Here is a 13370-nt window from a genome sequence, read left to right on the forward strand (position 1 = left end):
TGTTACAAACGACTTACCTTGTCATAAAGAAAACCTTAACAAGGTTGAAACACGGGTTGGTTGCTTTACCCAGCTGCTATCTATGCAAACTGGCTGTTAGAAATGCTTCACTCTTCCTTGCCCCTACGGATCGGTAGGAAATTCTAATCATTACTATCAGCTTTTCCTAGGTGAAGCGATCGAGCCGATGATTCCAGGAGCCACTAGAAAAACAAGCAAACAGCATGTGATCGTCTGCCGCATTTGAGGGGCTTGCCGCTAGTTACTGCTCTTGAATGAGGCGTAAATAGTTCTGCTGTAATTGCACATGACTGGCAGCCATTTGTTCGGTGAATTGTCGTTCAATGTCGGAAAGCTGTTCCCAAAAACTTGCCGATCGACGGGCAGAGAGCATTTCATCCCACAACAGTTCCAGCATTTTCGCGGCTAAGGGGTCATCGGTTGCCAGTCGCTCTTTTAATTGGGTAAACGCCTGATTTGCTTCGGCATAACACGAGCGATCGATAACCAACGAGACACATTCTTGAAGATGAACGATCGGATCTGCGGTGACGGACTCAGTCATAGCTGAAAAATGAGGGTGTGTGCTGAAGTCAGCAACAGGTCATTGTGGATTACTTTGTTTGATTGTGCTGTGTCGAGTTTGATCCTGCCAAGCAATCATGGTCGAGATTAATCAAGTCTTTAAATCCTGCCCATGGTGACGCGAGATCAATTAACAGACAAGATAGTTTCAGGCAAAATGGTTACAATTGCTTGTGAAAAAACTAGCAACTACCTATGGGCAAGCCTCGTGTTCTTTCTGGAATTCAGCCAACAGGCGAACTGCATCTGGGCAACTATTTGGGTGCAATTCGGAATTGGGTTGAAATTCAACAGGATTATGACAGTTTTCTGTTTATGGCTGATCTTCATGCCATTACAGTTCCGCATGATCCCACCAAACTCGCCGACAATACTTATAAAGTGGCTGCCATGTATTTGGCTTGTGGTATCAGCTTAGAGCATGCCACTGTCTTTGTGCAGTCGCATATTCCTGCTCACACAGAACTTGCCTGGCTATTTAGCTGTATTACCCCGCTAAACTGGCTAGACGACATGGTGCAGTTTAAAGAAAAAGCCATCAAGCAAGGCGAGAATGTGGGGACAGGGTTATTGACCTATCCGGTGCTACAAGCGGCCGACATTTTGCTGTATCAACCTGACAAGGTTCCCGTAGGCGAAGACCAGAAGCAGCATTTAGAATTGACACGAGACATTGCTGCCCGGCTCAATTATCAATTTGGCAAAGAAGAACAGCCGATTTTGAAGTTGCCAGAGCCGATGATCCCCAAGCAAGGGGCACGGGTGATGAGCTTGACGGACGGCACTCGTAAGATGTCGAAGTCTGATCCGTCGGATATGAGTCGAATTAATTTGCTTGATCCACCCGACTTGATTGAGCGTAAGATTAAGCGCTGCAAAACCGATTCTGTGAGGGGTCTAACGTTTGATGATCCCGATCGCCCAGAGTGCAACAACCTGCTGACGCTGTACATGATTTTGACCAACCAACCGAAGGAAACCGTGGCGGCTGAAGCGGCTGAAATGGGTTGGGGACAGTTCAAACCACTGTTTACAGATGCTTTGATTTCGGTGTTGAAACCAATTCAGAAGCGTTACGACGAAATTATGGCTGACGAGCACTATCTAAAAACTGTGTTACATGATGGACGCGAAAAAGCAGAAACGATCGCTAATCAAACACTGGTGAAGGTGAAGCAAGCGCTGGGCTATTCCATGCCAGTTTAATCTGTAAGTTTAATCTGTACAATAGCCCCGCTACAGAGCAATTTCCTCGATTGTGTCTACATCCAGCCGGGCGAAAGTGGGTCGATCGCTATTCTCTCGCTGGCAACGCACCGCAAAGTTACATGTTTCACAGAGATGGTTCGACGCTGGAATTTGCGGGAAATCTTGCTCTGGATACTGCTGCTTCCAGGCGGTTAGCTGCTGGAGTAACCGCATTAGATCCTGCTTGGTTTGTTGATGCAAAATCGAACTATAGGTGAACGTCAGGCTGGTTGGTTGGTTGGTGCGATTGGGATCTGCCTCCACGAACCAGTAGATCATAGACAGTTGTTCGGGCGTATAGTCACTGGTTTCTGCTAGGACAAACAGGTAAAGGCGAGTTTGCCAATGTTGCGCTAGCCAGCGAGAATGGGGCGGACGGGCATAGGTTTTCCAATCAAGAATTTGCGCCTGCTGTGGCTGCAAAATCAGCAAATCATAGATAACGGTCAGCAGGTAGTTTTGGAGCGGCAAGGTGCGGCGATGTTCACTTTGGCGAACCTGTGCTTCGTTGGGTTCAAATAATTCAGGGGCGGCTTGAAAGAGCGCTGACATACTTCGAGACAAGGGTGGCTCGATACCGGATAGCTCATGGATGGGTAAGCCGAGTTCTCGTTGCTGCATCAGTCGATGAAAGCGATCGCCCCAGTTCAAGCGTGCTTGCTGCTCAAAAGACGTTGGAACGCTGAGTTGCTCTAGATAAACGTGCTGAAATTTGCGCGGACAGGTTTGCAATAGGTTGAGATGCCCTTGGGAAAGGTGAAACATGAAGGAAAGGCTAACGGAGAAAGGATGAGGTTAGTTCGCTTTTGTGAGCACAAATACATTACCTTCATTACCACGACCGATGCGCAGGTCGTCATCTAGATAGGTAATATCGAGCCAGCCTTTTTGGTCTCGATTGGTGATGTTAAAGTCGATCGCGGCGAATTTTTGTCCAGATTCAATTCGTTGTATGAACTCATTGGGCGATCGATACTTCACTAGTCGCTGTAATCCAATAATGCCCCGTTCAAAGTTAACCTTAACGCGCTGCTGTGACAGGGGTTCAAACCGAGCCGCAACGCTGACCAAACCTTCTAGGTAGGGTAATCCCGATACTTCTGCAATGTTATAAATCCTGGCAGCTGAAGCTTGAACGAATTGATAAATTTGTCCAAGTTTCAGGAATGGTAGGCGATCGATCTGTAGTAGCTCTTGGCTAGTGGTATAAAGAAGTCGCCAGTTCCCGTTCAATTTGTCCAACGCTTCAACAGGGTGCGGGGTTGGGTTTCGGTCTTCTAATTGGGCGATAGCAGACAGAATTGCCTGTTTCTCGGCTGCGGTTGCCGAAATCCCCCGATTTTTTCCGGCGATCGTCTCTAATAAAGTTGCTTTCCCCAACATTTTTGTCCACCTCGCCATACACTAAATACATAAGCCGTAACAGATCTTGAGGTTCAATCCAGAAAGATGCTTTTACACTAAACAGACGTTGACGGTTCGCTGTTTACACTCAAGCCAATAGATGTCAATCATTCTCTTGACATCGAATGGTTTCCACGCTATTACTATCCCGTGTTAGTTAGCTTCTGCCATTGGATTAACATCGGGTGGGCTGAAGCTAGCTCAATAGTTTTGATTCAAGCCTTATGGACTGGTTATCACCCCAACGTATTCCCTAATTGTTGTTTAACATAAGATCTGCTGCCGATTAGGTTTAGATCTGTTTACCTAGTTAGGTAGAGACAGCATCCAACTTTTACTACAACCAACACAAATCGGAAACCTATGCGTAATCCAGCCTTACATGAACAACCGCGTCATCAACCTGCTACGGTGATTCCAGTGCAGCGCGATGCTTCTATTCTCGATTGGTTAGAGGGAACGGGGCGATTGTTATCTCGTGAAGCCAGTGATTTTGATTTCTCAAACGACGAAGAAGAAATTACGGAACTGATGACGGGCGACGACAGTAGCTTTGATCTTGACGATGATGATGACGATTCTCTTGATTTAGATGAGTAATTTTTCTTATAGTGTCAGCAGTGGTGATGTGCGATGGCACTTTCTCGAAATCATCCGGAGATGAAGTGCGGGTTCGTGATTATTAGCGTTGAAGTCTGGGATGACATTCTCGATTTTGAAGGACTGCTTTGAAGCTCTAATTTATATGTGGTGTGGAGTGTAGGACGCTGTGGATGCAAAGTTAATCCCCGATCGGACGGTCGGTCTAACGGGCAATCAGCTTTTTATCGGATTGGGTGCTGGATTAAGTACAGCTGCATTGATTTTGGATTGGTGGGCAGGGCGATCGCTCCTGTCTAGTGTGAGCTTAACGTTACCATTAGTAGCCTGTTTCTTGCTGACAGCTGGGTTAGGCTACTGGGTGATTCCATTGCTGCGACAACTAAAGGCTGGGCAGGTGATTCGCCAAGATGGTCCCCAAGCTCACTTGAAAAAGGCGGGAACGCCGACGATGGGGGGCATTTTCTTTGTGCCAGTGGCGGTAATTATGGCCACGCTGTGGTCTGGCTTTTCTCCGATGGTTTTGGCGGTGGCTGCTTTAACAACGGCGTATGCAGCGATCGGTTGGATGGATGATTGGCAAATTCTGCGCAAGAAATCAAACAAGGGCATTTCTCCGCGCATGAAGCTGACCCTGCAAATTTTGTTTGGGTCAGTGTTCTGTCTTTGGTTGTTTTTAACTCAACCGATCGATTTTTCCACAATCGCGCTTCCCCTGGGCATTACGTTGCCGTTGGGTGGGCTGTTCTGGCTGTTGGCGGGGTTTGTGTTGGTAGCTGAAAGTAATGCAACCAACCTCACTGATGGCTTAGATGGGCTTGCCGCTGGTACGGGGGCGATCGCGCTCATGGGCTTAGCAGCGTTGATTGTCTCAAACTCTCCGGATTTGGCAGTATTCTGCGCTTGTATGGCGGGCGGCTGCTTAGGCTTTTTGTCGCACAACCACAATCCGGCTCGCGTGTTTATGGGAGATACCGGATCGTTGGCGTTAGGAGGAGCGCTGGCAGCCGTTGGCATTGTCAGTCATTCGCTGTTCGGGCTACTTGTTCTCAGCGGTATATTCCTCGCCGAATCGCTGTCGGTATTGGCGCAGGTTGGATACTATAAAGCAACCAAGGACGATCGCGGTGTTGGGAAACGCTTGCTGAAAATGGCTCCGTTACATCATCATTTTGAGCTAACTGGTTGGAGTGAGACCCAAGTCGTATTTCGGTTTTACTTGATTGGAGGGCTGCTGGCGTTACTGGGTTTGCTGGTAGCCTAATCGCCTCGGGTAAACGTCTCGATACGACCTCGATACCGCACAACTTGCACCAATATTGAGGAGGGCATGGATTTTATGTCTGTGCCCTTTTCTAGGGTCTTTTTAGATATTCTCTTTAGAGTCAAGGAACTTGGTTTAGCTGGCGGCTAATTGCCTCGTCCAACCCCGTCTGTAATTTGGCTCAAAAAGATGGAAAACAATCTTGACACTTCTACGACTTCAACTGCTAAGATAAGATGGCTGATGCGATGGGGTGTCGCCAAGCGGTAAGGCAGCGGGTTTTGGTCCCGCCATTCCTAGGTTCGAATCCTAGCACCCCAGTTAGAGACATAAAATATGCAATTGACGCCGCAAGAGAAAGACAAGTTGCTCATTTTTACGGCTGCACTGTTGGCCGAACGCCGCAAGAACAAGGGATTAAAGTTAAACTATCCGGAATCGGTCGCATATATCTCGGCAGCTATCCTTGAAGGCGCTCGAGAGGGGCGATCAGTCGCAGAGTTAATGACCTATGGTACAACGTTGCTATCTCGCGCTGACGTGATGGATGGTATTGCCGAAATGTTGCACGAAGTACAAGTAGAAGCTACCTTTCCTGATGGCACAAAACTGGTGACTGTGCACGATCCAATTCGGTAGCCACATAACATAATCTAGCTAGACAACTGATTGCTAGCAATGATGGTTTGAGGGGATGGATTTTGCCCCCCTCTCCCTCAAACCGCAAGAGGTTGTTTGATCGATATCAAGAAATTTCGCAAGAGTGCCTTACCAGAGTGAGTTAAAACGCTCTCTGGATGGAACTGTACGCCTTGAATATGGGGAAACTGGCGATGGCGAACCCCCATAATGGTGCCATCTTCTACCCAAGCCGTAATTTCTAGGATGGCAGGGCAGGTTGGGCGATCGATCACTAGACTATGGTAGCGTGTGGCTGTGAAGGGATTCTCCAAGCCTGCGAACACGCCTACACCTGTGTGGTGTACTGGTGAAGTTTTACCGTGCATCAGTTCAGGTGCAGCGGTAATTTTACCGCCAAACACATGTCCAATGCCTTGATGCCCTAAACAGACCCCAAGAATGGGTATGGTGGGTCCCAACTCGCGAATCACGGCTAGTGAAACGCCAGATTCATTCGGGTGTCCTGGTCCCGGAGAAATGACAATGCCATCTGGGTTCAGTTGACGGATTTGGTCTAGTGAAATCCGATCGTTTCGATAAACCTCCACCTCGGCAGCAATCGGTAGCTCTGTGCCAAGTTCTCCTAAGTATTGGGCTAGGTTGTAGGTAAAACTGTCGTAGTTATCGATAACAAGAATCATGGCAACCAGGGAGATAGGTTTCAAGCAAGATGAACAGCGCCCACAAGAGGCTAGTTGAATCGGCGCTTAAAACCAACTTGTCTGTACCCGCTCAATTAGCGGTGGAATCAACAGAAAGCAAGCGACGATCACCGACGCAAAGGCTGAAATCAAAACTGCCCCAGCCGCGCAATCTTTGGCGATTTTAGCTAGCTCATGGTAGGTTTGCCGAACCGTTAAATCTACAACAGATTCGATCGCCGTATTTAATAATTCCATGGTTAGCACTGCACCAATGGTTAAGCCAATAATGGCAACTTCTACCCGGCTCAGGTTTAAGAACACGCTCAGACCAATCGCAATTGTGCCCACAAACAGGTGAATGCGAAAGTTGCGCTGCGTTTGAAACGCATAGCTCAGTCCTGTCCAAGCATACCGAAAGCTGACAAACAGGTTGGATGCAACACGCCAAGATAGCGATCGACTGGGCTTGGCAAGGGCACTAGAACACCGTTGCGTTTCTTGTGGGAGTTCTTGAGTCGTTGGCGACATACTCGTACTAATGAAGGACTATTCTTGACAGCAGAAGCGATTGACGATCAAATCATAGAGGGAGAAAGAAGCAAGAGACCATTAGGCAGTGCTAAAGCGGCAGTGGACTACACAGGAGTTTAAGCATGAATGCATTACAGGTTGCATAAGTCTGTATCTGAAGGAGTGTCTAAATAGTCTTGCCGAATTAAATTTTCTATTTGATGGTAATCGATCGATAACCCAACAGTTTGTAGCAAAGTTTCCTGCTGTTTTAACATACGCAGCAGGCAGTCTTGATCTGGATGGTCCCAACCCAGCAGATGAAGAAGAGCGTGAGCAGCCAGCCATGCCAACTCCTGTTGCAACGAGTGCCCCAGTTGAGCCGCTTGTCTTTGGGCGGTTTCGACTGAAATCACGATATCTCCCAGATACAGAAAGTCATCTGCTGATGCTTCAAGGTCAAACGCTTCAAGTTGAGGATAGTCTACCTCTAGGGCAGCGAATGCTAATACATCTGTCGGTTGATTTTTGTGACGATATTGCGAATTGAAGGCTTGGATCTCATCATCGTCCGTTAGCCGTACTGTTAGTTCATAGCAATGTTCATCGCGATCGCCAGTTGGTAAATAGGAGTAAAGCTCGTTGAGCCACCGATTAAACCAATGCTTCCACAGGTCGGTAGAGATGGGAGCCGTTGATCGATCGAAACAGGGAACCAGTCGATGGGAGGCATCAGCTGCCTCAATAAAAAAGTGATCTTGTATTGTCACTTCAACTTCTAGGATCGAGTGGGGCATTGCTCTCTCCCTTAGCGTGTTAGATAGGCAAGACCAATCAGCACCGCTAGCAGCCCGATCGTCGTGAGCGCAAAGTGATAAAGTGATTTTCCCCGCTTGCGAACCATATTCCGCATAGCAAGCTTCACATAGCTGGGTTTGGGTTCTGAGAAATTGGACTCTTGAGGAGGCGATGATGACTCAGAAGCGTTGGGCATTGCAGGACTATTGGTGGGTAAACCCGGTGATGGCGATGGTTGAGTAGATTCACTCATAAAAAACTGGAGCTAGGAATATGTCCAGTTCTATGTTATTCCGAATGTAACAATTCGGTAATGGATAGATGATAAAAGTCCAGTGAAAGGGAATGATTCTTTGGCTGTTTTCTCTGGCAATCTCAACCAATTTTGTTGATCCATTCAACACGATCGATCGGACACAATAGAATGGCTACCCTCCATCTCAACGCTCTGCTGTATGTCAACCGATTCATCTGAGAGTTTTTCTGATAACTGGGCATATTTGAAAGCAGAACTGCGCTGGCTTGATCAGATTTTGATGGTGGCGGTGGCGCGGCAACGTAAAGAGAATCATGATCTAGAGCGAGTGACTCAATCGAAAGCCGATCGTGTCACGAGTGCTTGGTGGAAGGGCATTATCGTACCCGAAGGCAAGGTCTCTTATGATGAGCATCGTCAGTTGTCACCGGCTGGAACCGGAGGAGCCAAGGCAACCTACCAGCAGCAGCTAGAGCACAAAATTCAGGTTAGCCATCGACACGGCGTTCTGTTGGGTTTACCAGCTTTGCGCGATCGACTGGGACTGACGCTGTTTGAAAAAAATTTGGTGTTAATGAGCCTGGCTCCGGAAATCAATCGGCGCTATGCTCGGTTGTATCGCTATCTTCAGGGGGATGATGCTCCAGTTAAAACCGACTTGCCCACGCTCGACTTGGTGCTGCGGTTGCTCTGTCGGAATGATGAGGAATGGCGATCAGCACGGCATCGATTAGTAACGGCTTCGCCCTTGATGCAGTATCAATTGCTGCGGTTGCATCCAACGGTGGATAGTTTGTTGAACTGTCCGCTGAAACTGGTGGCACCACTGGTCAATTACTTGCTGGCAGCCCAGCCCAGTCTAGAAAACTTAGAGCAGTTGTTACGGCTCCCCACAGTTACGGCTGTCCCATCGTTCCCATCGTTCTCTATCCAACCGATTGAGTTCTTGCCGTCTCCAGTTCCCTCTCAGACTTCCAGCCTCGACTGGTCACGTCTGGTATTACCTGATGCATTAATTAAAACACTCCAGGGATTAGTACAACGGCAGCAGAACTATGCCAAAGCGGAAACCCACTGGGGACTCTCGTCTATTCAAATAGGAGCGCGACCGGGGACGATCGTTTTGTTTACAGGAACAACGGGAACTGGCAAGGGCACAGCCGCTACTGTGATAGCTCAGGCATTGGGGGAACCGCTCTACCGCATTGATTTAGCAACCATCAATCCAGATGATTATGAACGCTGGCTAGAGACGATTCGATCGGTGGCTCCGGCCGTGCTGCTGCTCAAATCAGCACAGATGTGGTTTGGGCGATCGGCATTGCTACTGGCTCATCAGCAACATCAGTTGTGGCAGCTACGACAACGAGAACAGGGGCCAGTCCTGACCATTTTGAGCACCCATTCCCTTTCAGCGATGCAAATTCAGTGGCGGCAGCAAGCGGATCAAGTGTTGAGCTTTCCCAAACCTAATGCCAGCGCTCGAATTCGGCTGTGGCAGAGGGCCATTCCACCCCAAGTTCCCCACAGTCCTGAGATTGACTGGCAAAGCTTGGCACAGTTGGCATTGAGCGGTGGTGAGATTGCGGCGATCGTGCAAAATGCCATTCTTCAGGCAGCTAGTGCCGAGGCAGACGCGCTGGAAATGCAGCATTTTCTGGAGGTGTTATCACAGCGGGGCACGTTCCTGGTAAACAAAGCAACGATTACAACAACTACAACCAAAACTCGTTCAGCCAAGACAGCCAAACCCTCAAAACCTCTGGTGAGGCGGCGAAAGACAACCCTGCCTGACAATGAGTGAGAGCAAAATGAGTGAGGGAAATGAGTGAGGGGTCTGTCCGTATTGCCATCCCCTGACAGTGGATCTGAATATAGAAAGGAAGGCTAAGCTGGAAGGGCGATCGACTCGGGTTTTATTACGATCGCCAACGGAAAACCTGATTACTATAACGGGACAGCGATTCGCTAATGGGTTCGATCTTAGCAGGGCATTACCACGTTGTTAGACCGTTGGGTAGTGGTGGATTTGGTCAGACATTTCTGGCGCGCGACAGCCACCTACCTGGACAGCCACTTTGTGTGGTGAAGCAATTTAAGCCAAGACTGAGTGCCTCCAAGTCGCTTGCGGTTGCCAAACGGTTGTTTGATCTAGAAGCGAAAACGCTGTATCGCTTGGGCAATCACGATCAAATTCCCCGTCTGTTGGCTCATTTTGAACAAGATGGCGAATTTTATTTAGTACAAGAATATGTTGAGGGCTGGTCGCTGGAACAGGAGTTCGATCGACAGCCGCGCCTTAGTGAAGCCGAGGTGGTGGAGCTACTGCAAGATATATTACAGGTGCTGGCGTTTGTCCATGAACAACAGGTGATTCACCGCGATATCAAACCCTCGAACCTGATTCGTCGCAAGCACGATCGCCGCATTGTTTTGATTGATTTTGGGGCCGTGAAGCAGGTTAGTGCCCACTATGATCCGAGCGCGGGACAGAGTAGCATTACGGTGGCGATTGGTTCTCCGGGATACATGCCTGTAGAGCAGCAATCGTCGATGCCCCATTTCAGCAGCGATGTCTATGCAGTAGGTATGGTAGCGCTCCAGGCGTTAACTGGTATCAACCCCAAAGAACTTCCTAAAGATGAGCGATCGGGCGAATTTAGCAGCGAGTCGTTGGGGATCAGTCTAGGATTAGCACAGGTGCTCGATAAAATGGTGCGCTATGACTATCGATACCGTTATCAAGATGCGTCGGAAGCGCTGAAAGCCTTGGCATCGGCCTTTTCTACGTCGGGGATCGATCCGTCTACCACCGCTGCTCTGATGGCGTTACCCTCTAGTACCGTGCTACAACCCGTACCCGCCGTCGTCGATACACATGACCAAGACGAAACGATGCCGCCGAAACGTGCACCGCAGTTGGTCAAGTCCTTAGCGCAGTTTAATCGAATGCCGCTGACTGGGAAGCACGATCGCCGCCGCAAAGTTGCCGTTGCTAGCCATTCTTCAGCTACCCCACTAACTCGGCAAGAATACCGCAATCGCCAAGCTCTGCTGACTAAGGTGAAGCACTACTGGGTACGGGGAGTTCTAGACACCTCGCTGCACGATCAGCTTCTAATTGTTCTGGGGTTAGAAGAACGCCCCGAGGCTGTCACCTCGCCTTGGAATTTGGCTTGGCAACCCCACCAACAAGAAATGCATACCCTGCCCCAGGGCACACCGGTCATTTCGTTGTTTGATCAGTTGGGAACGGGGCGCACGCTGCTAATCTTGGGAGAACCGGGGGCTGGTAAAACCACTACATTGCTGCAATTGGCGCGTGATTTAATCGATCGAGCAGAACAGGATGTTTCTCAACTAATTCCCGTAGTCCTGAGCCTCTCGTCCTGGACGGGCACAGATCAAAACATTGCGGCTTGGCTCGTGGAAGAACTCAACAAAAAATATCAAGTTCCAAAGAAAATTGCTCAACCTTGGGTGGAACAACAGCAGTTGTTGTTGCTGCTAGACGGGTTGGACGAAGTGCAGGCGGAATATCGAGAGTCCTGTGTGCAAGCGTTGAATCAGTTTCAGCAGCAATATAGCACTGAAATGGTGGTTTGTAGCCGCCTCAAAGATTATGAGGCGTTGTCCAATCGGCTCGATTTTCAAAGTGCTGTTTATTTGCGATCGCTGACCCAGGCCCAAGTTGATCAGTATCTCGATTGTTTAAATGCTGACCTTAGTGGCTTAACAACCCTGCTGCAAGACGATCCCTCCCTGCGGGAACTGGCCCGATCGCCGCTGATGCTCAACATAATGGTGTTGGCCTATCAGGGAGTGGCAGCTGAAGATGTCACGGAAATTTTGGTGATTGAAGAACGTCGTCGCCAGTTATTCAACGCCTACATTCAAAGCATGTTGCAACGGCGCAGCGATCGGCGCTACTCGGAGGTACAGGCAGTCGATTGGTTGTCGTGGTTGGCCAAGCAACTAATGCGGCAGTCGCAAGGAGTGTTTTTCATTGAGCAAATGCAGCCGTCTTGGTTGCAAACGGTTCGACAGAAGCGGCTATATCGTTTTGGCGTAGCGCTGTCTGGCGTGCTGATGGGAGTTCCTTTTGGCATCATCACGGGTGGGTTCACCAATGGCATTCTCGACGGTTGGCGCAGCGGAGTTGTCAAGGGGCTGATGAATGCGCTGATTTTTGGCGTGGCGTTTGGCGTAATTGCGATCGTCAGCAAACCAGATATTGAAACGGTGGAAACGCTAAAGTGGTCTTGGCGAGAAGCTCGAAAAAGCTTGCTACTGGGGCTGAAGAACGGCATTCCGTTGGGATTGGTGGCAGGATTCATTTTTGGCTTGCTCAGCGAATTGAATCCGGGAGTGACTCCATCGCAGATTAATCAGCAGGTTAGCAGCGGCATGTTTTTGGGAATGTTGGGTGGCACATGCGCGGGAATTGTTGGTGGTATTATCTATGGCTTAACGCATGGGCTGCGAGGTTCCACAATCGAAACTAAAACGATACCCAATCAAGGTATTTGGCGCACCATTAAAAGTGCTGGGCTGGGTGGCCTCATGGGTGGAGCAATTGATGCCGTTGTTATTATGGTGATTTATGGGCTTATCCTGGGCTGGAAGTTAGGCGCGCTCTACGGTCTCAGCTACGGCTTTTTTGGAGGCGCCATCGCCGGATTCATTTTTGGTGGTGGACAAGCTTGCCTTAAACATTTCGTACTGCGATCGATTTTGTATCGTAATGGCTATATCCCCTGGAACTATGCGCGATTCCTCAACTACGCGACGGAACAAGCTTTTCTCCAGCAAGTCGGGGGGGGCTATATCTTCATTCACCGTTTGCTATTAGAACACTTCGCCCGCATTCGCAGTTAATTGTTCCAAGCAACAACAAACCTCAGAAGACCTCGATCGCCTTTGTAAGTCGATGGACATACTTGACATACCTAAAATAAGTAAATACTTACATCTTAATCCCTTGCCTTCTGGAAGAGGGACTTTCGAACCAGCTTCCCCTCTCTTTTTCTGGGAACAGGGGCTGGGGGATGAAGGGGGTTCGGAAGGCAAAATCAAATAAATAAGTCTAGACAAATTTTCCTTTTATCTATAAAGTGCAACGAGAGACGATCGTTGTCTTGATAGTTTGCGCCGTCCGACACCAACAAGGTGACAAAAAGGATGGTGACAAAAAGGATATTTATATCTTCTTAGAACAATTGCTTGAAAAAAATAGCCGAGCCATTGTATATCTATCCTTTCTATATTCCATCCTTTCATCGTCTCCTTTCAATCGTTTCCTGTTCCCTTGCAGCTTTTATAGCAATCCGAGGGATAGTTAAGTCATTGTGTAATGTCTCCTACAGCGCTGGCCCTGTCC

The 13370-nt window shown here is 48.7% G+C and carries 13 protein-coding genes and 1 tRNA gene; 7 read left to right on the forward strand and 7 right to left on the reverse strand.

Translation table 11 applies throughout. From position 1 onward, the window contains the following. Positions 1-262: 262 nt before the first annotated feature. Positions 263-565: a hypothetical protein gene (locus tag OXH18_RS03920; RefSeq protein ID WP_268611115.1), complete on the reverse strand. Its 303-nt coding sequence runs from the start codon at positions 563-565 to the stop codon at positions 263-265. A 215-nt stretch (positions 566-780) separates the two neighbouring features. On the opposite strand from OXH18_RS03920, the gene trpS reads away from it, so the two are divergent. Continuing rightward, positions 781-1791, forward strand: a complete 1011-nt coding sequence (trpS, locus tag OXH18_RS03925; protein WP_268611116.1) for a tryptophan--tRNA ligase — start codon at positions 781-783, stop codon at positions 1789-1791. A 30-nt stretch (positions 1792-1821) separates the two neighbouring features. On the opposite strand, the gene OXH18_RS03930 is transcribed toward trpS, so the two are convergent. Both OXH18_RS03930 and OXH18_RS03935 read right to left on the reverse strand, forming a co-directional pair. Then, positions 1822-2598 carry a PD-(D/E)XK nuclease family protein gene (locus OXH18_RS03930; RefSeq protein ID WP_268611117.1) on the reverse strand — a complete coding sequence of 259 codons (777 nt, stop codon included), beginning with the start codon at positions 2596-2598 and terminating at the stop codon, positions 1822-1824. Positions 2599-2628: 30 nt separating this feature from the next. Beyond that, positions 2629-3216 (reverse strand): PAP/fibrillin family protein, encoded by a 588-nt coding sequence (locus OXH18_RS03935; RefSeq protein WP_268613122.1) that lies wholly within the window; start codon positions 3214-3216, stop codon positions 2629-2631. 384 nt (positions 3217-3600) lie between these two features. On the opposite strand from OXH18_RS03935, the gene OXH18_RS03940 reads away from it, so the two are divergent. From OXH18_RS03940 to ureA, 4 genes are all read left to right on the forward strand, one after another. Then, the gene (locus tag OXH18_RS03940; RefSeq protein WP_268611118.1) at positions 3601-3837 is read left to right on the forward strand and encodes a DUF3134 domain-containing protein; all 237 of its coding nucleotides are present in this window, start codon (positions 3601-3603) and stop codon (positions 3835-3837) included. Between the two features lie 169 nt (positions 3838-4006). After that, a complete protein-coding gene (gene mraY, locus OXH18_RS03945; RefSeq protein ID WP_268611119.1) occupies positions 4007-5101 on the forward strand; it encodes a phospho-N-acetylmuramoyl-pentapeptide-transferase in 1095 nt (364 codons plus the stop codon). Between the two features lie 249 nt (positions 5102-5350). Then, positions 5351-5422, forward strand: a tRNA-Gln gene (locus OXH18_RS03950). A 15-nt stretch (positions 5423-5437) separates the two neighbouring features. Beyond that, the gene (ureA, locus tag OXH18_RS03955) at positions 5438-5740 is read left to right on the forward strand and encodes an urease subunit gamma (protein ID WP_268611120.1); all 303 of its coding nucleotides are present in this window, start codon (positions 5438-5440) and stop codon (positions 5738-5740) included. Positions 5741-5817: 77 nt separating this feature from the next. Here ureA and OXH18_RS03960 read toward each other — a convergent pair whose 3' ends face one another. From OXH18_RS03960 to OXH18_RS03975, 4 genes are all read right to left on the reverse strand, one after another. Further along, positions 5818-6423 carry an anthranilate synthase component II gene (locus OXH18_RS03960; protein WP_268611121.1) on the reverse strand — a complete coding sequence of 202 codons (606 nt, stop codon included), beginning with the start codon at positions 6421-6423 and terminating at the stop codon, positions 5818-5820. A gap of 66 nt (positions 6424-6489) precedes the next feature. Continuing rightward, the gene (locus OXH18_RS03965; protein WP_268611122.1) at positions 6490-6954 is read right to left on the reverse strand and encodes a diacylglycerol kinase family protein; all 465 of its coding nucleotides are present in this window, start codon (positions 6952-6954) and stop codon (positions 6490-6492) included. A gap of 134 nt (positions 6955-7088) precedes the next feature. Next, the gene (gene ybeY, locus OXH18_RS03970) at positions 7089-7733 is read right to left on the reverse strand and encodes an rRNA maturation RNase YbeY (protein ID WP_268611123.1); all 645 of its coding nucleotides are present in this window, start codon (positions 7731-7733) and stop codon (positions 7089-7091) included. Between the two features lie 11 nt (positions 7734-7744). Continuing rightward, the gene (locus tag OXH18_RS03975; RefSeq protein ID WP_315874669.1) at positions 7745-7930 is read right to left on the reverse strand and encodes a DUF3285 domain-containing protein; all 186 of its coding nucleotides are present in this window, start codon (positions 7928-7930) and stop codon (positions 7745-7747) included. Positions 7931-8189: 259 nt separating this feature from the next. Here OXH18_RS03975 and OXH18_RS03980 point away from each other — a divergent pair, with 259 nt between their 5' ends. Together OXH18_RS03980 and OXH18_RS03985 are read left to right on the forward strand one after the other, a co-directional pair. Next, positions 8190-9794, forward strand: a complete 1605-nt coding sequence (locus OXH18_RS03980; protein WP_268611125.1) for an AAA family ATPase — start codon at positions 8190-8192, stop codon at positions 9792-9794. A gap of 167 nt (positions 9795-9961) precedes the next feature. Then, positions 9962-12868 carry a protein kinase domain-containing protein gene (locus tag OXH18_RS03985; RefSeq protein ID WP_268611126.1) on the forward strand — a complete coding sequence of 969 codons (2907 nt, stop codon included), beginning with the start codon at positions 9962-9964 and terminating at the stop codon, positions 12866-12868. Positions 12869-13370 lie beyond the last annotated feature (502 nt).

It is taken from the genome of Thermocoleostomius sinensis A174, assembly GCF_026802175.1.
Taxonomy (GTDB): Bacteria; Cyanobacteriota; Cyanobacteriia; order Elainellales; family Elainellaceae; genus Thermocoleostomius; species Thermocoleostomius sinensis.